The sequence below is a fragment of the Heyndrickxia oleronia genome (assembly GCF_017809215.1).
Taxonomy (GTDB): Bacteria; Bacillota; Bacilli; order Bacillales; family Bacillaceae_C; genus Heyndrickxia; species Heyndrickxia oleronia.
On record NZ_CP065424.1, the window covers coordinates 3,490,609 to 3,512,434 of the forward strand.

Sequence of the window (21,826 nt, forward strand, 5' to 3'; positions counted from 1 at the left end):
TATGCAGCCCTTCTTTAAATTATTTTTATGTCTTCCTATATGAAAAAAGTAAAAAGGGAGCTCACACAGCTCCCGCTAGATTGTCTTATATAATACGCTCATTTTCTTGTAGGAATTTAATCATTTTTTTAGTAATATATTCGCGATTTTCTTGCAATATAAAATGATTATTTACTTGTCTTTTATGTTGTTTACGAGTTTGAATAATAGCATGAATAATACTTTGTTGATCCTTATATAAATTTTGATCGACAACTTGTATAAAACATAGTGGTTGCATTAATTTTTCATAGGTTTCCTTCATATTTAAGTTGACTTTATTCTCATTATGAGCAATTTCGATTTCCTTCATTAATTTCTTATAATAAAATTTTCTGTCCTTTTCTTGCTGCAAATGATCATCAAGTGAAATGCATGGTGAAAATAAGACGATAGAACGAATATTATTCTCCATTAATAAAATCAGTTGGGCTGCAATAAGGGCTCCCATCCCTTCTGCAAATATATGAATTTTTTTATTCAATATTTCTTTTCTCATAATAATTTGGTAAAGATTATATGCGTGATCGACCGCCTGACGATTCCCCCAGTTTTTCCCAAATAAATTAGAATAAAAAACGGTGTAACCCGCTTCTAGTAACTGATCAATCATTTTTGCTCGTCCTGTATTTTCGATCCAGACGCTTGAATTTTCATGAACGTAGTGCTGTTGATCCCCTAATATAAGTACAGCAAATCCATTAGGTCTTTTGGGATAATGTAACATACACCATTGTTGATCAAACAAAAATGTGACAAACATTATTTAAAACTCCTCTTAATAGCGATTGAAAAGTTCGTGTAAATTTAACAATCATTTTTACAGTATTGGTCATTATAATGTATGCAAGCCTTTTATCTTTAGACAGTGGATTTACCTAAAACTAGATAAATTTTAATATAAATTATATAATTTTTGTGAAATCCATTTATAAAAGTCATTAGCTATGATAATATGAAACGGAAATCTTAATAATGTTTACATTTATATACATAATTTAAAATAATCGGGGTGAATGAATTGAAATTTATCGCTACTCTTTTTTGGACTTTTATTCTTGTGCAAGTATTAGGTTATGTTGCAAGTTCAATGACGAATACAGAGTATAGTATTCAAACGATCTCCATTATCGGCGTTATTGCAACTGTTTTAATTGCGATTTTAGCAGCAGCTATTCCGAAACCAGAAGTGGAAACTCATTAATAAAAGGGATTGTCTATTAGGGGCCTGATACCATCTGAAACTACTTTATCTAGTTTTTCTAGATATCGTGTTATGGTGTCAGGTCCCTTTTCATTTTAGACAATCCCTTTATTTTTCGATTGTTACTATTAGTTCACCGTTCTCCACTGAAATTACGACAGTACTTTGTGGATGTATATTTCCTGCAATAATTTCCCTTGCTAGTTTTGTTTCTACATGATGCTGTATATACCGCTTTAACGGTCTTGCTCCATAAACAGGATCATAAGCTGATTCTGCGATTCTACTTAAAGCTTCATTTGTAATAGTTAAATGAATATATTGACCACTTAACCTAGATTGGAGTTGCTGAATCAATTTAGTGACAATACCTTTTACATTCTCAATGGACAATGGCTTAAATAGAATAATGTCATCCACTCTGTTTAAAAACTCTGGTCTAAAGGATGCTCGGAGTTGACTTAATACCTTTTCCTTCGTTTCCTCTGAAATTTCTTCTGCGATATTGTTACGCTCTAACAAGAAGACTGAGCCAATATTAGAGGTCATAATGATAACTGTATTTTTAAAATCAACTAATCTTCCTTGGGAATCAGTCACACGTCCATCATCAAGAATTTGTAATAACACATTAAATACTTCAGGATGAGCCTTTTCTATTTCATCTAATAATATTACAGAGTATGGTTTTCTTCTTACAGCTTCTGTTAATTGACCACCTTCTTCATAGCCTACATAACCAGGCGGTGCTCCAATTAATCTAGAAACAGTATGCTTTTCCATATACTCGGACATATCAATTCGAATCATATGTTCTTCACTATCAAATAAAGTTTGAGCTAATGCCTTAGCAAGCTCGGTTTTTCCTACCCCCGTTGGTCCAAGAAAAATAAATGAGCCAATCGGTCGGTTAGGATCTTTAATACCAGCTCTTGCTCGTAATACTGAATCACTCACTAATTTTACTGCTTCATCTTGGCCTATCACTCGTTCATGAAGGATTTGTTCTAGTCTTAATAACTTTTCCCGTTCACCCTCCACAAGTTTTGTTACGGGGATTCCTGTCCATCTACCAACAATCTCAGCAATTTCTTCTTCTGTTACTTCTTCACGCAATAATTTATTTTCCTTCTGATCTGCAGACATCGATTGTTCGATATTTTTCAATTCCTTTTCAAGTGCAGGAATTTTACCATGTCTTAGCTCTGCTGCTTTATTCAAATCATAATTATTTTCTGCCTCTTCAAGCTGCCTTCTTAGTTTTTCTAACTGTTCTCGTTTCTCTTGTATAACCTGTAATTCTTGCTTTTCAGCCTGCCATTTTGCTTTCATTTCATCGGCTTTTTCCTTTAAATCCGCCAAATCCTTTTGTAATAACTCCAACCGTTCTTTACTCGCCTCGTCCGATTCCTTTTTCAGGGCTGCCTCTTCAATTTCTAATTGCATTACTCGTCGCGTTACTTCATCTAATTCACTTGGCATAGAATCAATTTCAACGCGAATCGTCGCACAAGCTTCATCTACTAAGTCAATGGCTTTATCAGGTAAAAAACGGTCAGTAATATAGCGATTGGATAAAGTTGTCGCTGCAACAAGGGCTCGATCATGAATATTGACGCCATGGTGAACTTCAAATCTCTCTTTTAAACCTCGTAAAATCGAAATCGTATCCTCGACGGTTGGTTCTTCTACTAAGACTTGTTGAAAACGTCGTTCTAAAGCGGGGTCCTTTTCAATATATTTTCGATATTCATCTAAGGTTGTCGCACCAATGCAATGTAGTTCTCCTCTTGCAAGCATCGGTTTGAGCATATTGCCAGCATCCATTGCCCCATCTGTTTTACCAGCCCCCACAATGGTATGAAGCTCATCTATAAACAGTAATATTTGTCCATCACTCTTTTTTATTTCCTGAAGTACGGCTTTTAATCTTTCTTCAAATTCTCCACGAAATTTCGCACCTGCGATTAACGCTCCCATATCTAGGGAAAAGATGGTTTTATCCTTTAATCCTTCGGGAACATCCTTCCTTACAATTCTCTGCGCTAATCCTTCTACAATGGCTGTTTTCCCCACACCGGGTTCACCAATCAATACAGGATTATTTTTTGTTTTTCGCGAGAGAATACGGATCACATTCCGAATTTCACTATCTCGTCCAATAACGGGATCTATCTTTCCTTCTTTAACGGCAGCAACTAAATCCCGACCATATTTTTTTAATGTTTCATATGTCGCTTCAGGGTTTTGTGTAGTCACGCGTTGATTCCCCCTTATTTTCATGATTTCTTCCTTTAGTAAATCACTCGTGATATGATGTTTTCTTAAATATTCTACGATTTCGTTTGATTGAAGTTTCATTAGGGCAAGAATAAGATGCTCTACTGAAATATATTCATCTTCAAATTTCTTAGCTTCCTTTTCAGCCTCATTCAATAAATTCGCTAATTGAGTCGATATGTATGGGTTTTGATTGCTTCCAGTGACTTGAGGCTTTTTCGTCATCATTTGATTCAGTTTTTCTTTAATTTCGTTTGTATCAAGACCGACTCGATGATAGATACTGGTTAGGAGACTATCCGGCTTTTCGATTAATGCGCTCCATAAATGAACAATATCAATTTCTGGATTTTGGTACTCGATACTTAATTGCTGTGCGGAAGCAATGGCTTCCTGAACTGTAAATGTGAATTTTTGAATGTCCATCATTTTCACCTCACCCATATTTTATGTGAAATCACTTTATATTCCTAGTAAATCTATTTGTATGTAATCGATAGCCGCGGCTTTACAATTTTATCTGCGTAAAATTTGATATATCCGCGATTTTTTTTATATACTATTTTATTTGAAAAAAGATGACCCATTTTGGGCCACCCTTTTAAGGTTTGCGTTTATATGTCCATTGACGATTATGATTTGAAGATTCCGGAAAATGATCCCCAGCTTTTAACTTTACTTGCTTTGGATTGACAACTGGACTTCCAGTCTCTCCAATTTCAACATAAATACCGTTGTTCGGAGCTTTATCTCCTGATCTAAAACGATGACTTTGTCCCATGAGAAAATTCCCCCTTAATAAGAATCACCACAATATTTATTTTGTGTAATTTCAACAAGTTCTTACTAGGGAAAAGTTAACAGAAACAAGTTTTAAAAAATGTTTATAAAAAAAAGGAACGAAAATGTTCCCTTTATTAATCTGGAATACCTAAGGCAATTTTTGCATAGCGAGACATGCGTTCTTTTGACCAAGGTGGATTCCATACAATATTTACTTCTGTATCCTTCACTTCAGGAAGATCTTTTAATGCTAACTGAACTTGGTCCACGATTATGCCAGCAAGTGGGCAACCCATTGCGGTCAAAGTCATTGTAACAATCGCTTTCCCTTCATCAGTCATTTCTATATCATAAACAAGTCCTAAGTTTACAATGTCAATCCCTAGTTCTGGATCGATTACTTGCTCAAGCGCACCAAGAATACTTTCTTTTAAATCCGCATCCATTACTTTCACTCCTTCATCTTTCGATTATCTTCATCATATCAAAAATCGCTGAATTGTAAAATTTTTAGCTATTTATCAACCATTTTTCAAACCATTTTACTGTTTCAAGAAGACCCTCTCGTGAAACCTTGTGACCTGCAGTTTCATCCGTTAGAAAGTAAATAGTATCAGGATTTCCCTTATATTGATCTTTTACTTGATTGTAAAATGCAAATGTTGGGTCATACGGTACCATTTTATCCTTTTTTCCGTGCCAGAACATTAATGGGCGATCATTAAGTTTATAAGGTTGTAAACTTAAATCATAAGGTTCTAACGCTTGATACTGTTCTTTTAGCTGAACATCTGAGAATGGAATATGGGCACCTATTTCTTTAAAATGCTCAATTTGTGCCTTTGCAAATTTTACGTAATTCGGACTTCCCATTAAGCTAACGGCTGTACGTATCCATTCATACTGTGTCAATGCACCTAAGGTAATGATCCCACCCATTGAAGTACCAACTACGCCAATAGATTTCTCATTTGCCTGTTCTGCTTGTACATAAAAATTCTTTATTGTGTTTAATTCATGAATGGTTTGAATAATCACATCCCAAAAACGGAACATTCTTTCAGTCTGTGAAATATTGTCCTCTCTTTCTCCATGGTATTTTGCTTCAGGTAACACCACTCTAAAACCCTTTTCGGCTAATAAATAGGCATAATGTAAATTATGTTCTTTTGCGGATTCAAAACCGTGTATAAAGATGATAAATGGTAATTTTTGTTCTTTGATTGTATCTTTTACAAGATGTAAAACGGGAATCGAATCAATCTGTTGTTTCTCAATAATAACCACTATTCTCTCTCCTCTATGATGTTATCCTTCTAATTGACTGTAACATTTAGTATATTTAAATTAATAGCTATATTTTAACAGAAGCTCTTTTCTATTAACCACCCTTGTGAAAAACAACTAATGCAAAAGAAATACACATTATGTTCTATGAACTCAACTATTCGTTTAAGGAGACATAAAATGAAAAATCAATTTTTAATTGCTTTAGATTTAGATGGTACACTTTTAACCGATAATAAAACCATTTCAGAAAGAACATTAAAAACATTAAAAAGACTTCAACAGGAAGGCCATATTGTTATGATTTCAACAGGTAGACCTTTCCGCTCTAGTGTTCAATATTATCATGAATTGGAATTAAATACACCTATCGTAAACTTTAATGGAGCATTTGTACATCATCCATTAGATGAGAATTGGGGAAATTACCATAGTCCAATGGAATTAGATGTAGCCAAGCAAATTGTAAATTCATGTAACCAATACAATGTCTATAATATTGTTGCGGAAGTTTTAGATAATGTTTATTTACACAATCATGACAAAAAGCTATTAGATATTTTTCATATGGGTAATCCTAATATAACTACAGGAAATCTCAATCAAATGTTAAATGATCATCCAACCTCTTTACTCATTCACGCAGAAGAAAAACATGTCCACCATATACGAGAACATTTGAGTACGATGCACGCAGAGGTTATAGATCATCGTCGCTGGGGAGCTCCTTGGCATATTATTGAGATCGTTAAATCTGGATTAAATAAAGCTGTTGGTATCCAAAAGGTAGCGGATTATTATCAAATTGATCAAAAAAATATTATCGCTTTCGGAGATGAGGATAATGATTTGGAAATGATCGAATATGCTGGAGTAGGAGTAGCAATGGGGAATGGGATTAAACCATTGAAAGACATTGCAAATGAAGTTACTTTTTCTAATATGGATGATGGGGTTTCAGTCTTTCTGGAAGACTTTTTCAAACTAAAATAAAATGCCATTTATTTCTCGTTTTATTATTCCTAACATGATTCATACTATTTATTGAACGAACAGTCATAATTATTTCGTTCACACTTGAATGAAAAGGCGGTGTTTCGTTTGGGTAAAAGAAACAAGTCTAAACGCTTTGTTCAACAAGGAAAAGACGCAGTGGCAAAACATGCAGAGCGATTTCCTTATCGTTCCACTTTAGCTGAGGCAGAAGAACAACAAACTGAGCTTATGAAAGAGTCCTCTTTAGGAGGAATAGAATAATGGCGAATAGATTGTTTCAACAAGCGAGACAGTATGTAGAAATGGCAAAAGATGCTTCTGGGAATGGAAACCAACAGGAACTAATTTCTAAAGCAAAAAATGCCGTGTCTTCTGCATATGCTAATTCAACCTTTGCTGAACAGCAGCAATTACAAGAACTTCAATCTGAAATTGATCGACTAAAATAGCTGCCTTATGGCAGCTATTTTTTTATCCAGTTCAGTTTATTCCTTTCTAAAGAAGCCAAAAATCCCAGTCGTTTGAACAATATTAGTAAATGCATTAGGATCTACCTCTTTAATAATATGTTCTAGATCATACAATTCATATCTTGTTATAACGATCATTAACATCTGTCGTTCTTCATTAGAAAACGCACCCTTTACTGGGATCAAAGTAATTCCGCGTACCAATTTTGAATGGATAGCCCTTTTTAATTCCTCTGACCTCTTTGTAATAATCATCGCTGTAAGTTTCTGATACCTTGTATGTATAGCATCAATCACTCTTGTAGAAGCATATAGTGATAAAAGAGTATACAATGCCTTATCCCAACCATATACGGCACCAGCAGTTATAACGATTCCCGCATTTAAAATAAAAAAGTAATTTCCAACAGGCTTGTCCTTCATTCGTGATAAAACCATAGCAATAATATCAAGTCCACCTGTTGAAGCACCAAACTTCAAAGTAATTCCTACACCTACGGCAGTAATAACACCTCCAAAAACAGAGTATAATAGGATATCACTTGAAGTTTTTTGGATTGGAATCACTTCCAATAAAATAGACATAAAAATTACCGAAATAAAGCTGTATAAAGTAAATATCTTCCCAATCTTTTTCCATCCTAATATTGCAACAGGTATATTAAATAGAAACAATAATAATCCTGTTGATAGATGTAATGGTGTGAATTGAGTAATTATTTTAGATAATAATTGTGCGATCCCTGTAAATCCACTAGCATAAACATTTGCCGGCTTCAAAAAATAGTTCATTGCAAATGCATTGAGAACAGCACCAATAAAAACAACACCTAGTTTCTTTACATGTTCCCAAACCGAATCAATTTTCATAATCAACCTCCTTCTTTTATTGATTTACCCAAATCCCGTTTGTTCATACTGAAAGGATTGTGATTTTCGCTAAAAATGGTACACTAAAATGTGAACTCATAAATTTATTTATATATTTTTTAATTTTTAGGGGTGAAAAATATGGGTGTCAAAATTTTTGCAGATAGCGCCAGTGATATGCCACTATCATTTTTTCAAGAAAATCAAGTGAAATTAATACCTCTTCGCGTATACATAGATGAAACGGAATATGAAGACTTACAAACGATCAATCCTAAGCAAGTATTCAAAGAAATTAGAGCAGGAAAAATGCCAAAAACATCCCAACCTACACCACAAGCTTTTCAGGAAGTGTTCACGGAATTAGCCAAATCCAATCAATCTGGGATCTATATTGCTTTCTCCTCTGCATTATCTGGAACATATCAAACGGCTGTTATGGTCCACGAACAAGTAAAAGAAGAGTATCCAAATCTAGATCTTACAATTATTGATACAAAATGCGCTTCTGTTGGATTTGGCTTAGTTGTAAAATCAGCAGCTGAGATGGCAGCTAATGGGGCTTCAAAGGAAGAAATTATTGAGGATATCCATTTCCGCAGTCAACATATGGAACATTTATTTACAGTTGAAGACCTCGATTACCTCGCAAAAGGTGGACGACTTTCAAAAGCTTCCGCATTCTTAGGTGGACTTTTAAATATTAAACCACTCTTACATGTCGAAGAAGGGAAGCTTATCCCCATCGAGAAGATTCGCGGCAAGAAAAAGCTTCTAAAAAGAATCCTTGATGTTATGGAGGAAAGAGGAATCGATTTAGAACATCAAGTGGTTGGTATCAGTCACGGAGATGACGAAGAAGCTGCCCTTGAAATGAAAGCAATGATTGAGGAACGGTTTGGGACAAAGGATTTCTATATTAATATTATTGGTTCAGCCGTTGGATCACATGCAGGTCCCGGAACACTTGCACTATTTTTCTTAAACGCAAAGAAATAGCTTTCATATTCTCCTTTTGATAAGGGAATGTTACTAATTGAAAGGAGAATGAAATCTATGCCACATACATCAGATAACGACAAGAAAGCAAAAGATAATAATGCATTACGCCATGAAAAAAATATGATGCGTGAGAAAAATCGTAAAGCAGGTAAAAACCAATATTCGAAAAAGACGGATCATCTATAATACAGGCTCATGTGTGAGATTGAAACTAAGTTTTGATCCACCAAAAACAACACTCGTAATAAACAAGGCCATTTAAGCCTTGTTTTTTTTAGTCTCTAATAAATTGGTTGGACTTTCCACTTGTAATTTGCTATTTTTAAATATATAGGCTTTAAAGAGCCATTGTATATTATATTAGTAATAGGAGGTTACTCCATGGCAAAAGAAAGTTCTTTTGATATTGTATCGAATGTTGATTTTTCAGAAGTAACTAATGCGATTAATCTAGCAATGAAAGAAATTCAAACACGATATGATTTTAAGGGAAGTAAGAGTGAAATCAGTTTGGATAAAGAAGAGCTTGTCCTTATATCTGATGACGAATTTAAAATGAATCAATTAAAAGATGTCCTCTTTAGTAAGCTAATAAAAAGAGGAGTTCCTGTTAAAAATCTGGACTATGGCAAATTAGAAGGTGCCTCTGGTGGAACTGTTCGACAACGTGCAAAGCTTATTCAAGGCATTGATAAGGAAAACGCCAAAAAAATTAATACCATCATTAAAAACAGTGGTGTAAAAGTAAAGAGTCAAGTTCAGGATGATCAAATTCGCGTAACGGGAAAAAGTCGTGATGATTTACAAAAGATCATTGCTGCAGTACGGGAAGCAGACCTATCTGTTGACGTGCAATTTGTAAACTATCGATAGAACGAATGGGCTATTAGGCCCTATTCGTTTTTTTATTGCCTTTGATTTTTCATTTTGCATGTCTTAAAATACAGCTGTTTTCGTATAGTTTGTTGCTCTTGTAAAAGCCCAATGCCGGCTTGTACACCCCATAAAGGATTCCAGCGGTTCCTATGGAAATTGCAGCTCTTTTCCCAGTAAAATGAAAGGTGTAACGATCTTCAGCTGATAGTTAAATAGTTAACTTAAATAGGAAGAATGTTTAAGAAAAGAGCCTAAAATAAAGAAAATAACAATGATTATTTTACAAATCTTGACATAATTATTTCATCGATATAAGTGCCATCATCAAATTTAATATGTTTTTTCTTCCTTCCTTCTTCTATAAATCCCAATGATTGATATAAATGAATCGCTCTTTCATTATGAGCAAAAACTTCGAGTAGAACTTTTTCAATTTGAGGATGACTTTCTGCCCACTGTAACATTTTCATAATCATTTTCCTGCCTATCCCTTTATTCCAATAATCCTTTTGAATACTTATACCAAACATGCAATTATGACTGACTCTTTTTCTTTGTGAACGTGATGCATTTAAAAAGCCAATAATCTTACCGTTGTCTTCTGCAACTAGCATATAATTACCTATTTTTGACTGTTCCTCTATCCAGTCACGTTGCCTTTCAATTGTTAATGTAAATTCTTCAGGAGTGGTTAATAAGAACGTAGATTGGGTAAACACTAATTGTGTATGCTGGAGTAATTTTGTTGCATCTTCTAATTTAATTTCTCGAATCGTAATTTCCATTAAAAAAAGCCCCCTTTAACTTATTTTAACAAAGCTGTTTTCATCGTGTATATTGCTTTTGTAAAAGCTTAATTTCTAGCTCTTATGCCTAAATAAACACTTTAACGGTTCTTATGAAAATTATAATTGGGAAAAGAGCTTTAACAAAAAAAGGAGTGAGATTATGTCTAATCAACAATCAAAAAAAACATTACCAAAACAACATCAAACACAGCAACCTGGTGTAGAAACAGAAATGAACCCAATCCCTAAATCAATCAATCCAGGTTATAAAGGTAGTGGAAAACTTTCGGGAAAAACAGCGATTATTACAGGAGGAGATAGTGGAATTGGTAAAGCTGTTGCTATCTATTTCGCTAAAGAAGGCGCTGATATTGCCATTTGTTATTTAAATGAAGATCAAGATGCACAAAATACTAAAGAATTAGTTGAAAAAGAGGGGAAAAAGTGCTTATTAATTCAGGGAGATTTAGGAGATGAAACGCACTGCAAAACTGCTATTAAACAAGTAATTGAACAGTTTGGAAAGATAGATATACTAGTTAATAACGCTGCAGAACAGCATCCACAACAAAGTATTTTAAATATTACTAAGGAACAATTATTGAGGACGTTCCAAACGAATATTTTTTCTTATTTTTTCATGGTACAAGCTGCCCTTCCACACTTAAAAAATGGGAGTAGTATTATTAATACTGCTTCGATTACAGCATATGGAGGAAATAAACAATTGATTGATTATTCCTCTACGAAAGGAGCAGTCGTCTCTTTTACAAGATCACTATCACTTTCTCTTATAGGTAATGGAATTCGAGTGAATGGTGTCGCACCAGGTCCTATTTGGACACCACTTATTCCATCAACATTTTCCTCTGAACAGGTAGAACATTTTGGAGCGGATGTACCAATGAGTAGACCGGGACAACCATTTGAACTTGCCCCAGCATATGTATATTTAGCATCCGATGATTCTAGCTATGTTTCAGGTCAGATTATTCATGTGAATGGTGGTACGATCATAAATGGTTAGCGGATAGAAGGAATAAAAAAATGAAAAGATAGGGATGCTCATTTTAATACCAACCCTATCTTTTCATTTTTTATTGTACTTTTTTGTTCTTTCCGCGTTTACGGACAGTAACGACAAATAGTATAAATGCGACCCAGATAGCAACAAGGACGGCAATCATTACGTAGTTAATACCTGTTTTCTCTACAACATTGTAGATTTCGGATGTTTCCCTGTCTAATGCAAGCTTGAAAACACCATTATCTTCTCTTTCAATTCCCCCACTAATTAATCCTCTTAATTCCTTATTATCTTGTAATTTATCTTGCGAAATGTTGACTATTTGAGTTTTATCCGTATTATTGATTGCAACAATATTGATTTTGCCTTTGTATTCTCTTTTAAAAACCACCATTCCATCTTTATCATAAATGGTTTTCATCGTTCCCCTTCTAAGGGCTGGTTGCATCTGACGAATTTCCCCAATCATTGTCATGTAATCGATTAATTCTTTATCCGCGCGAAAATTCATCATTTGGCGATTTTCTGGAGCATTACCACCATCGACAGCAATCTCTGTTCCATAATAAACGATTGGTATTTCAGGCTGTGTATATAAATAGGTCAATGCCAGCTTCCATCTTGTACCAGGAAAAAGATTATTATTAACCATATCCCGTGTATATCGCTTCATATTTGGATTATCATAAAAAGCACCGATCAAATTTGCATTTTTATATGTTTCTTTATGTTGATTTATGATATCAAGTACTGGCTTAATTGGCTGATTAATATTGGAAAAAGCATCACGCATCGGTTGATTTAAGTTATGATCCATCATTCCGTCAAAGCCTGCTTTTTCATGATTTTTAATTAACGAATTTGAACTAACTTCTCCCAGTAAATATAAATCACTCTTTTTTGATTTTACAGTTGAAGAGAATTCCTTCCAAAATGATTCCGGAAAATGATCAGCGTCACTTAGAAAATATCCATCTATATCTGTTTGATTAACCCACCATTTAGCTGCATCAATTAAATACTGTTTCACTTGAGAATTTTCCTGATTCAATACAGGCAATTGATCTTTTGTTGTTCCATTAAACCAGTCCTTTTTAGCCGAATCTTGGACAAGTGAATTTTCCGGGCTTACTTGATAAGTTGGAAAATCAATTATTATTTTCATATCACGATTATGTACTTCTTTAACTAGCTTCTTAAATGATTTTAATGAACCAAAATGCTCTTCTGTCTTATAATAGTCTTTAATTCGTGAACCATCGTACCCTTTATCATCATTATCGAAAATGGGTGAAAGCATGACAGTTGTAAAACCTAGATCCTCCAGGTAATCTAATTTGTCGATAATTCCTTGAAAGTCACCACCTTGATACCCTAATGGGTTCAATGCATTTACGTTTTTATCATTACTAGAATCCCCATTATTAAATCGATCAACGATTAAATAATATATCATTTGATCCTGCCAATCTTGCTCTTCTACACCCGCCGCATGAACTGGTACTGAATAAAAAAGAAGAAGCAGAGTAAAGCAGAATGCTAAAACCTTTTTAAGCATAAAATATCCTCCTAAATAATTCCTCGAATTAAGATTATCCTTTCTAGAATCTAACGTCAAACTAATACAGTGAAATTAAAAGAAAAATAGCCTACAAATTTGAATTTTATATGACACATCTTTGTCTACTGCAATAGAAGTAGTCCGGAATAATTTAATTTTTATTACGTAAAGACTGTATGAATTTCCCGTTGATTGTCCAAAACGATGATAGACGATTGAATATTGGAGGTTTATTTGATGGGACAATTACAAAGAATGCAGCTTATAGAGCATCAATCAAGGGCCTTTTTAGAAGGGGTGATTGAGAATATTAATGATCAATGGGTATTTTTTGATTATGAGACTGATGAAGCGATGATGCTTGAACACTATATCGATCAAGAAATTGAAATCTATTTTCAGCATAAATGGATTAAAGGAATATTAGAAGAAGATGGTCGTCTCAATCATAAAAATGAAACGATTTTTCTATTGGATAAAATGAAGGTAAGAATGAGAAAGCAGATCGTTTTTTCACTGCAAATGTTATTGGATGAGTTTGATGATGATGTATTTTTACAGTTTCTTTCCACGCTAAACACATTGGATTTTTCCATTTATGATTGTATTTTTTGTCATAATCATCTTTCATTTTTAGATAATCTTGATAAAAAACAAGGGGTAAATATTCTTATTTTTGATAATGAAGAATCTGTTGTTGCGGTTCAACACCATTTTATTTATGAAAATGAAAAACAAGATCGATTTGAATTCACTTTGAGTACAGGTAAAAGAGTGGTTATTGATAAAATGTTAAAATAAACGGAGCCTAAGCTCCGTTTATTTATATCATTATGCTATGTTGATGATTCAACCATTCCTTTAATTGATCAGGGAATAACGGTTTTTCAATAAAGTAGCCTTGTAAAAAATCACAATTCATTCCTTCTAAAATTTCTAGCTGCTGCGTTGTTTCAATTCCTTCTGCTGTAACTTGTAAGCCGAGCCCGTGTCCCATTGTCATAATTGATTTTACAATGGCAAAATCAGGAGTATTTACATCTAAATTCTGAATAAATGAACGATCGATCTTTAAAATATGGATCGGCAAATTTTTCAAATAGCTCAAGGAAGAATAACCAGTTCCAAAATCATCAATCGAAATTTTCACACCAATATTCGTAAGTGCTTTCATGACTTCTATTGTTTTTTGTGAATCATTTAGCATGACTGTTTCTGTTAATTCTAGATGAAGATAGTTAGGATGCAGTCCTGAATATGCTAGTGCATTCTTTACCTCTTCAATAAACCATCGGTTTTGAAATTGAAAAGCAGAAACATTTATTGATATACTTACATCAGTTAATCCTTCATTATGCCAATCTACAACCTGTTTACAAGCCGTTTTCAATACCCATTTCCCAATTGAATGGATTAAACCCGTTTCTTCGGCTATTGGAATAAACTCTAAAGGTGGAACTATTCCTCTTTGAGGATGCTGCCAACGGATTAGCGCTTCACAAGTTATCAGCTTTCTAGTCCCCTTTTCAACGATTGGCTGGTACAAAAGGTATAATTCATTATTTTTCAAAGCACGCCGTAGATCACTTTCCAGCTCTAAACGTTTAATGGTTTCATCATTCATTTCATCAGAAAAGAAAATCCATTCATTCCCGCCTTGGAGCTTTGCTCGATTTAAGGCAATATCAGCATTCTTCATTAATATATCACTATCATATCCGTCATAAGGATACATACTAACTCCAATGCTCGCTGTTATAAAGAACTCCTTATCTTGAAATTTGAAAGGTAATTGTATGGCTTCTAATAATAATTTACACATACTAGTGACATATTCAGGGCTTGAATTTTTCGTTAATAAAATAGTGAATTTATCACTTCCAAATCTTCCTACATAAGCCCCTGTTAAAAGACAATTTTTTATTCTTACTGCCATTTCCTTTAAAAACAGATCGCCAGCATCATGTCCAAGTGCATCATTAATCATATTAAACCGATTAAAATCAACAAACAGAACAGCTAAAGTCCGTTTTTTCTTTTTAGCTCTCTCTAACATCCGATCAATAATTTCTTTAAATTTATTACGATTAGGTAACCCTGTTTCCTCATCATAATTAGCTAATTGTGTGATTTTCCTTTCAAATTCCAAGTTCTCTGTTATGTCTCTTCCAATTCCATATATCCCTACACATTCATTATTCACAGTTATCGGGATATTTTTTATATGATAATACGAAGCTTTGCCATTCTTCGTATATATTTCAATGTCATAATACTGAGGTTTACCATCAATTGTTCGATGAAAATGTCTTTTGATTCGATTTACATCTGCCTCTTGAACTAATTTTAACGCAGATTTTCCTAACAACTCTTCTTGTGCATATCCTAAGTTTTTAAGAAAAACAGGGTTCATACTAGTAAAATTCCCTCTTAAGTCTGTAGAATAAATCATATCTGTATTATTATTAAATAATGAACGATATTGTTCTTCTGATATTTTCATCTCATTATTTAGAGCCTTAATATCTTGTGACGAAGCATTGATTAAATTTGATAGAGTGACGAATGTATGAGCATAATCAGGCATATGGTAATGAAGATCTGGTACCATTTTGCTTTTTTCCTTAGCTTCGGAAAAGGCTAGATAGGACATTGAATGAGAAAATATTTGTGGAAATCCTCCTTGCCGCTTGGCAATTTCTCCATTACAAAAAACCCCACTAACCGGCGCATTCATAGCTAAGGATTTTAACTCAAATTGTGTTAATCCCTCAATCCCTTTCATTCGTGTGATACTATGGAAAACAAACACAGAATCAATTTTCTGCAACTTTAAGTTCTTTAGTTGTTTAATAGATGAATTTACTTGGCTCTCAATATTTGGAATAGCGAATGTTATTTCTTCCCCCTCAAAAATAGGGTCACTTACCTGGATTCCACCAAAATCTACGATTCTTTTAATAAAAAATTCCTTTTTCTTCCCATTTCTATGAATCAGTAACGGAAATTCCAAGCCGGAATATGGCAATCGGTTAATAAATCCTTGTCCCAAATAAGTCTTTAATACTTGTACTGGCTTTTTCCCATCAATTTCATATATTCGTTGATTTTTTGATTTTGTAACAGTAAATGTACTTCCAATCTCCTGCCAGTCAGCATTAACCATTGTTTTTACATAAAGGTTCTGATTATCTAATGAAGCAACAGCTATCCCATGACTAGTTATCCCCTGCTGTGTCACTATAAAAGAATGATGGCTAGCCTCTTCTGCCATTACCCCTCCTACAATATGAATGTCTGGACTCCATTCATAAATACCTGATAGAACGTCATTTAGAAGAGAATAATGGTGACTTGCGAGTACAATTAATACCTTTGTTTCAGAGTTTACTAGTTCTTTCACAATCGTTTGTCCAAGCTGAAACCCATTCGTATCTTCTTGGATAGTAAATAAATTGGAATGAATATTCGTTTTATCAAAAACAGTAAAGGTGAGGATTGGCTTTCTCTCTGAAACCCGACCATCTATAATTTCTCCACGGGAATTGCCACCAATCAATTTTGCTTTCGGAAGATGCTTTAAGAGAGTATTTCGTAATGTGTCCAATTCCTGACCTTCCATTTGTGAAACATAGGCTTGTATCAATAAAGTTGGATATTGTGCTAACTCATGATCATTAATAAACTTTATTAATTGCCCTTCATTTTCATAAATTAGTTGAAATGACGTTGCCATGGTGTCAATCCACCACCTTAATTGTCGAAATTTTGGTTATCTTTACACTTATTTTACAGGATAAACTTCCTACTGTCACTAAGACCAAAATAAAAAAGCGTCATCGCTTTTCAGCTAATGACGCTTTCTATTATCCAAATGGATGTAATCCCATACGTAGTTTAACAAATCCTAGATATAGAACAGCTACGAAGAAAATGATGAATAATAACCAGAAAAGACCTGTGCCTTTTCCTTTCTTAATACGAGTTAAAATCATTTCCATCATTCCAATGACAAGTAAACCACCTAATAATTTCATTCCGTATAGTGCAGGACCAAATGTTGACTGGAATTTAAAGAATAGAATTCCACCTGTGATAATGACTAATATGTAAAATAATCTTAGAATCATGTGAACAATCTTAGAGCCTTTTGTATTTCCACTTTTATAAAGTGCAAATGCAATGACAAACAAGATGATTGCAATGACCCATGTCGTAACATGTGCATGTGTTGTATACATTTATTTAACCTCCTAAAGTTTTATGTGCTTCAAACATCTTATCATAAGAAGAGTATTGAAGATATATCCTGTATTCTATTGTACTTTATTTGTCAAAGTTCCAATCCCCTCGATACTAATATCAATTCGATCGTTCTTTTTCAAAAATTTAGGTGGATTGAATCCTTTCCCTACTCCAGAAGGTGTTCCTGTAGCAATGATGTCTCCTGGTTCTAATGTCATCCCTTTGGATAAAGTAGAAATAATGGTTTCAATGGAAAAAATAAAATGTTTTGTATTTGAATTTTGACGAATTTCATCATTGACTTTCGTTGTAATTGTTAAATCATTGGGACTAGAAATAGCCGAATGATGAACAATCCATGGTCCAATTGGACAAGATGTATCTAAACTTTTTCCAATAAAAAACTGCTTATGTCTACTTTGTAAATCCCTTGCAGTAATATCATTTAGAATGGTATAGCCAAAAACATATTGCAATGCTTCTTCTTCTGAAATATTTTTCCCTTTTTTGCCGATAACCACAGCTAATTCCCCTTCATAGTCTAGTTGATTCGTAATCTCTGAATGGGCTTGTATCGTAGTTAAATGCCCTGTGACTGTTGTTGTTGCCTTTGTAAATACCATTACATGCTCAGGAATGTCTGCTTCACTTCCCATTTCAATTGCGTGTTCACGATAATTCTTGCCTACACACATAATATTTTTTATTGGATGTGGAATTGGTGAAAGCCATTCGATCATATCCTTATTGACTAGATATGTATTTCTATCATTGCCCAAGTTCTCTATTGTTTGGTTAACTGAGCTAATAAAGGAATCTCCCTGCTTAATTCCCTCTATTAGTGTTAAAGGTAAGGTACCATCTTTTTTTGCCAACAAGGCAAGATTCATTATTTCATTAGATTGATCATCAAATACCCCATATTGCTCTGTTCCATTAATCTTAAAACTTAAAAATTTCATTTTCTCACCCCTTGATCCATTTATTTTGATTTTATAGCTTTTCCATAAGTTAGTAAACGCCATACTTTTTCAACAGGTCCATATTTAAACTTAATAAACCATAGCTCTGCTAGTACTACCTGTATGATATAGATTAATATAGCGAGCAGCATACTTGTTCCTAGTGTCAGCTTAGTATATAAACCCAATCCATAATGATAAAAAATCAATGTACCTACTATTGATTGAGTTAAATAAATTGTTAATGACATTCGACCAGCCGTAGCAAAAGGTTTGAAGAGTTTACTAAAATATTTATTTGTTAATAAAAGAATGATAAGTGAAATGTAAGCTAGGCTTAAAATCGTTCCTCCTAATGATTGCTGTATAAATTTATATGCAAGGTTAGAATCAATAACTACGGGTAATAGCTTTAAAAATAAGCCAATGATTGCTGAAAGAATTAATAAAACAAGCCACTTCTTCTTATCTATTTTCGTTTGAAGCCATTTAAGCTTCGCTGCACCTGCCCCAATCATCATTAATGGAATGATAGAAAATAGGATAAAAATAATATTTTCTGGCCCATTCACCATATACCAATCATGAAAACGCTGTGCTGTAATTTCAATATATGTACCTGAACCGTAGTTTTTTACTGAATCAGTAATACCTGCCATATCTGCATATGTGCTAATATCATGTGGTGAAGTCATCGCAAGAAGCATTAATAATAAACTAAATAGCAGGTTAGGAATCAAAAATAAAGCTAATCCAGAATAGATCAATGTTTTTCCAGACCAATTTAATATAAGCATTAAAATCAATCCGAATATTGCATAATTCAGTAAGATATCTCCAGACCAAATAAAAAAGGCGTGAATGGCTCCAATTACGACTAATAGCAAAAGTCTGCGAACACCTAATTTATTAAATGAAATACCTTTTTGTTCGCATCTTTCCCTCAAGATCACTAATCCATATCCAAATAGCATAGCAAATATCGGATAAAAGCTAGATTGAACTAGTACTTCAATCCAGGAGAATAAAGACTTGTCTGTTCCCTGCCACCACCCCTGTGGGTCGTAATATAGGATTGGTGATTCGAACGAGATCATATTTACAAAAAAGATACCTAGTAAGCTAAATCCTCTTAATACATCTAAAGAAGAAATTCTTTCATTACTTTGAATTGGCTGCACTTGACTGTCTGTCCCCCTAAACATTTATTAATTTTAAAAGATAAAAAATAACGATCTAATTTCATTGTACAATGACTTATCCAATTAGGCGAATGAATCACACATCTTTTATTTCCTCATATGATATTCATGTAATCATGTATTTTAGGCTTTTTCAGAATTCTGCTAAAGAGATATGATTCCTCATTTGGGAATCTTGGTCAAAAGGATGTGAACGGTTATGCCAGGCTTTGTTGGTGCCGTTCAAATCATGAATATTGGTTCGAGCGGTGTTTTTCATATCGGTGATGTTTTTCAATTGACTCCCATATCAACAGCAAAAACCTTTGCAGGCGCGGGATCTTTTAACACGGGAGAGACTTTAACCATTAGAAATCATCAATCTGCAACAAATACTTTCGATAATGATGGAATTGATCAGGGAAATAATTTTAATTTGTAATAGGTGTGATTATATGAAGGTTTATATTCAACAAACGATTCAAATAAGGATGATTAAAATCGGGGGTATTTCTAATTCCTCTGTATTCCAGATTGGTACGGCCGGAATCATTAAGCCAGCTTCCTATTTGTATGATACTGGATGCTTTACTGAACCCGCTCCAGTAATTGGAACTGCGCAAGGGGCTGAAGAATTCCCGCCAATTGTCGTTCCTTTTAGAAATGATTAATCAACGTTAATCATCATATGATACACAATCAACAACAAAAGGGGAGGTTTTATTTATGATTGATTATAATGGTCATATTCAAAAATTATATCAATATATTCAATATCAACAAAAAAAACTATCCCAATTTGAAAAAATGATTAACAAATTATCGAAGGAAATTGATGCGCTTAAGGATAAGCCTCCTATCAATGTGGAGCGTTTAGAATATAAATTTGATCAACTAAAAATCGAAAAACTTGATGGTACATTAAATATCGGGATAAATCCCGCGGATTTAAATAATATCGAGGATATGGAAATTCCTACTCCCCAAATGCAACCGAATTTTATTACGAATCCTGCTTTTAAACAAAACCTTTTAGGTCGATTAGGGCAATACATTAGTAAAGATGTCAACTCAGTAATCCATGATACTGAACAACAATTAGGCTATCGATTGGATACGAAATATCGAGATTTTATCATAGAGGATCTTCAAAAACAGCTACCACAGCGGGTTGATTATTTCATTAACATTCTTGCGGGGGAAAATCATGGAAATGTGACTCAAGAAGAGTTATTAAACCAAGTATTTGCAAGATTGAAAGCAGACATTGATCAAGCAGTATATATGTTTATTTCGAAATTACCAAATAATATGAACGGAGATGAGCAGAATGGAGCTTAATGTAGTCAATCGAGAAATTAATGTAGGTAACATACGTGTAATCGGGATAGCGAGTTCCTCACTTTTCCTTATTGGTGATGCAGAAACCATTCAGCAAGCAGCAACCTTTGATACACCGGCGGAATCTCTAATTATTGGACCGTTTACTCCATTTGTTCCTGATTAATAATATGAATATGGCGCAAAGAAATTCTTTTGTAGATGATGTAAAAATTAATGATATCTTCTATGCTTCTAATGTCCATATTGGAGACTCTACCTTTCTCAATGCATATAATAGAGTATTTGCGGTCCAAAGGGAAAAACAAATTTATTATGGATATGAAGCTGATTATGAAAATTTCGCAAATTTCAAGGAGCCTATTCCGATCCCACCAATTTCCGAAGCACTCCGTTTTAATCGATATAATGCCAATCCAAATATTCATGTTTCCCATGTGAGAATAATCGGTTTATCTACAAGCGCTATTTTCCATATTGGTAGTACAAAAAAGGTCTATCTGGAATCAAGGGTTCATCATACTCGACAGTTAGAAGAAAAATCTAGGAAACCTTCAGAGAGTGTACAGCGGTAATATGTATAGTTCTTCAATAGTTAATTACGATAAGCTATAAATCTATACGAAGAAACCAAGAAAGTTTTTAAGAGCCTATAAAAATACTTTACTAGAAAAGGATGTTGACCATGCCTGCCTTAGTTGGGGCTACACAAATTATTAATGTTGAAGGTAATGGTGTCGTACATTTCGGAGATACAGCGATTATTTCCCCAAAAACCAGTGCGAAAACTACAAATGGTTCTGGGGCAGTAAATACAGGAGCCTTATTTATGGTTAATAATGGATTTAGTTTGAATACAACCTTTGATGCAAATCTAATCGATCAGCCTATTGCTGGAAATAATTAAATAAAAA

Annotated in this window: 27 protein-coding genes; 15 read left to right on the plus strand and 12 right to left on the minus strand. The window is 33.8% G+C overall.

What is annotated here, in order from left to right:
• Positions 1-85 precede the first annotated feature (85 nt).
• On the minus strand, positions 86-802 hold the full coding sequence (locus tag I5818_RS17415) for an alpha/beta fold hydrolase (protein ID WP_071976847.1): 717 nt from the start codon (positions 800-802) through the stop codon (positions 86-88).
• Between the two features lie 258 nt (positions 803-1,060).
• Between I5818_RS17415 and I5818_RS17420 the strand changes: the two genes are divergently transcribed.
• Complete coding sequence (locus I5818_RS17420) at positions 1,061-1,243, plus strand: YjzD family protein (protein ID WP_058004794.1); 183 nt, start codon at positions 1,061-1,063, stop codon at positions 1,241-1,243.
• Positions 1,244-1,351: 108 nt separating this feature from the next.
• Here the strand turns inward: I5818_RS17420 and clpB are convergent, their stop codons facing one another.
• From clpB to I5818_RS17440, 4 genes are all read right to left on the minus strand, one after another.
• Positions 1,352-3,949, minus strand: a complete 2,598-nt coding sequence (gene clpB / locus I5818_RS17425; protein ID WP_078110108.1) for an ATP-dependent chaperone ClpB — start codon at positions 3,947-3,949, stop codon at positions 1,352-1,354.
• A gap of 175 nt (positions 3,950-4,124) precedes the next feature.
• The gene (locus tag I5818_RS17430; RefSeq protein ID WP_058004793.1) at positions 4,125-4,304 is read right to left on the minus strand and encodes a YjzC family protein; all 180 of its coding nucleotides are present in this window, start codon (positions 4,302-4,304) and stop codon (positions 4,125-4,127) included.
• A 136-nt stretch (positions 4,305-4,440) separates the two neighbouring features.
• Positions 4,441-4,752: a metal-sulfur cluster assembly factor gene (locus I5818_RS17435; protein ID WP_058004792.1), complete on the minus strand. Its 312-nt coding sequence runs from the start codon at positions 4,750-4,752 to the stop codon at positions 4,441-4,443.
• 64 nt (positions 4,753-4,816) lie between these two features.
• A complete protein-coding gene (locus tag I5818_RS17440; RefSeq protein WP_058004791.1) occupies positions 4,817-5,593 on the minus strand; it encodes a prolyl oligopeptidase family serine peptidase in 777 nt (258 codons plus the stop codon).
• Positions 5,594-5,773: 180 nt separating this feature from the next.
• On the opposite strand from I5818_RS17440, the gene I5818_RS17445 reads away from it, so the two are divergent.
• The 3 genes from I5818_RS17445 (at position 5,774) to I5818_RS17455 (ending at position 7,038) form a co-directional block, all read left to right on the plus strand.
• Positions 5,774-6,586 (plus strand): Cof-type HAD-IIB family hydrolase, encoded by an 813-nt coding sequence (locus I5818_RS17445; RefSeq protein WP_058004790.1) that lies wholly within the window; start codon positions 5,774-5,776, stop codon positions 6,584-6,586.
• Positions 6,587-6,694: 108 nt separating this feature from the next.
• Positions 6,695-6,850, plus strand: coding sequence for a hypothetical protein (locus I5818_RS17450; protein ID WP_169792992.1), 156 nt, complete (start codon positions 6,695-6,697; stop codon positions 6,848-6,850).
• The gene (locus tag I5818_RS17455) at positions 6,850-7,038 is read left to right on the plus strand and encodes a DUF3813 domain-containing protein (RefSeq protein ID WP_058004789.1); all 189 of its coding nucleotides are present in this window, start codon (positions 6,850-6,852) and stop codon (positions 7,036-7,038) included. Before I5818_RS17450 ends, I5818_RS17455 begins: the two co-directional genes overlap by 1 nt.
• A 36-nt stretch (positions 7,039-7,074) precedes the next feature.
• Here I5818_RS17455 and I5818_RS17460 read toward each other — a convergent pair whose 3' ends face one another.
• The gene (locus I5818_RS17460) at positions 7,075-7,929 is read right to left on the minus strand and encodes a YitT family protein (protein ID WP_058004788.1); all 855 of its coding nucleotides are present in this window, start codon (positions 7,927-7,929) and stop codon (positions 7,075-7,077) included.
• Positions 7,930-8,070: 141 nt separating this feature from the next.
• Between I5818_RS17460 and I5818_RS17465 the strand changes: the two genes are divergently transcribed.
• The 3 genes from I5818_RS17465 to I5818_RS17475 all read left to right on the plus strand — a co-directional run bounded on the left by I5818_RS17465 (position 8,071) and on the right by I5818_RS17475 (position 9,804).
• Positions 8,071-8,928, plus strand: coding sequence for a DegV family protein (locus I5818_RS17465; protein WP_058004787.1), 858 nt, complete (start codon positions 8,071-8,073; stop codon positions 8,926-8,928).
• Positions 8,929-8,985: 57 nt separating this feature from the next.
• Entirely contained in the window at positions 8,986-9,117 is a 132-nt protein-coding gene (locus I5818_RS17470) for a DUF3941 domain-containing protein (protein WP_071976845.1), read from the plus strand.
• Between the two features lie 195 nt (positions 9,118-9,312).
• On the plus strand, positions 9,313-9,804 hold the full coding sequence (locus I5818_RS17475; protein ID WP_058004786.1) for a YajQ family cyclic di-GMP-binding protein: 492 nt from the start codon (positions 9,313-9,315) through the stop codon (positions 9,802-9,804).
• 278 nt (positions 9,805-10,082) lie between these two features.
• Here the strand turns inward: I5818_RS17475 and I5818_RS17480 are convergent, their stop codons facing one another.
• Entirely contained in the window at positions 10,083-10,592 is a 510-nt protein-coding gene (locus I5818_RS17480) for a GNAT family N-acetyltransferase (protein ID WP_078110106.1), read from the minus strand.
• Positions 10,593-10,755: 163 nt separating this feature from the next.
• Between I5818_RS17480 and I5818_RS17485 the strand changes: the two genes are divergently transcribed.
• Entirely contained in the window at positions 10,756-11,622 is an 867-nt protein-coding gene (locus I5818_RS17485) for an SDR family oxidoreductase (protein WP_173720048.1), read from the plus strand.
• A gap of 70 nt (positions 11,623-11,692) precedes the next feature.
• Here the strand turns inward: I5818_RS17485 and I5818_RS17490 are convergent, their stop codons facing one another.
• The gene (locus I5818_RS17490) at positions 11,693-13,180 is read right to left on the minus strand and encodes an alpha-amylase family glycosyl hydrolase (RefSeq protein WP_078110107.1); all 1,488 of its coding nucleotides are present in this window, start codon (positions 13,178-13,180) and stop codon (positions 11,693-11,695) included.
• Between the two features lie 240 nt (positions 13,181-13,420).
• On the opposite strand from I5818_RS17490, the gene I5818_RS17495 reads away from it, so the two are divergent.
• The gene (locus tag I5818_RS17495) at positions 13,421-13,984 is read left to right on the plus strand and encodes a DUF2777 family protein (protein ID WP_078109857.1); all 564 of its coding nucleotides are present in this window, start codon (positions 13,421-13,423) and stop codon (positions 13,982-13,984) included.
• 22 nt (positions 13,985-14,006) lie between these two features.
• On the opposite strand, the gene I5818_RS17500 is transcribed toward I5818_RS17495, so the two are convergent.
• The 4 genes from I5818_RS17500 to I5818_RS17515 form a co-directional block, all read right to left on the minus strand.
• Positions 14,007-16,919, minus strand: a complete 2,913-nt coding sequence (locus I5818_RS17500) for a bifunctional diguanylate cyclase/phosphodiesterase (RefSeq protein ID WP_078109858.1) — start codon at positions 16,917-16,919, stop codon at positions 14,007-14,009.
• Positions 16,920-17,049: 130 nt separating this feature from the next.
• On the minus strand, positions 17,050-17,424 hold the full coding sequence (locus tag I5818_RS17505) for a YisL family protein (RefSeq protein WP_071976839.1): 375 nt from the start codon (positions 17,422-17,424) through the stop codon (positions 17,050-17,052).
• Between the two features lie 75 nt (positions 17,425-17,499).
• Positions 17,500-18,390, minus strand: coding sequence for a fumarylacetoacetate hydrolase family protein (locus I5818_RS17510; RefSeq protein WP_058004781.1), 891 nt, complete (start codon positions 18,388-18,390; stop codon positions 17,500-17,502).
• Between the two features lie 20 nt (positions 18,391-18,410).
• Positions 18,411-19,571 (minus strand): DUF418 domain-containing protein, encoded by a 1,161-nt coding sequence (locus I5818_RS17515; RefSeq protein WP_235813360.1) that lies wholly within the window; start codon positions 19,569-19,571, stop codon positions 18,411-18,413.
• 220 nt (positions 19,572-19,791) lie between these two features.
• Between I5818_RS17515 and I5818_RS17520 the strand changes: the two genes are divergently transcribed.
• The 6 genes from I5818_RS17520 to I5818_RS17545 all read left to right on the plus strand — a co-directional run bounded on the left by I5818_RS17520 (position 19,792) and on the right by I5818_RS17545 (position 21,819).
• A complete protein-coding gene (locus I5818_RS17520) occupies positions 19,792-20,013 on the plus strand; it encodes a spore germination protein (RefSeq protein WP_058004779.1) in 222 nt (73 codons plus the stop codon).
• Positions 20,014-20,026: 13 nt separating this feature from the next.
• Positions 20,027-20,242 (plus strand): spore germination protein GerPB, encoded by a 216-nt coding sequence (locus I5818_RS17525; protein WP_058004778.1) that lies wholly within the window; start codon positions 20,027-20,029, stop codon positions 20,240-20,242.
• Between the two features lie 55 nt (positions 20,243-20,297).
• The gene (gene gerPC, locus I5818_RS17530; protein WP_058004777.1) at positions 20,298-20,912 is read left to right on the plus strand and encodes a spore germination protein GerPC; all 615 of its coding nucleotides are present in this window, start codon (positions 20,298-20,300) and stop codon (positions 20,910-20,912) included.
• Positions 20,902-21,078, plus strand: coding sequence for a hypothetical protein (locus I5818_RS17535; RefSeq protein ID WP_058004776.1), 177 nt, complete (start codon positions 20,902-20,904; stop codon positions 21,076-21,078). Before gerPC ends, I5818_RS17535 begins: the two co-directional genes overlap by 11 nt.
• Positions 21,047-21,487, plus strand: a complete 441-nt coding sequence (locus tag I5818_RS17540) for a spore germination protein GerPE (RefSeq protein WP_235813359.1) — start codon at positions 21,047-21,049, stop codon at positions 21,485-21,487. The genes I5818_RS17535 and I5818_RS17540 overlap by 32 nt, the downstream gene beginning before the upstream one ends.
• A gap of 110 nt (positions 21,488-21,597) precedes the next feature.
• Positions 21,598-21,819 carry a spore germination protein gene (locus I5818_RS17545; RefSeq protein ID WP_058004775.1) on the plus strand — a complete coding sequence of 74 codons (222 nt, stop codon included), beginning with the start codon at positions 21,598-21,600 and terminating at the stop codon, positions 21,817-21,819.
• The last annotated feature ends 7 nt before the right edge of the window (positions 21,820-21,826 follow it).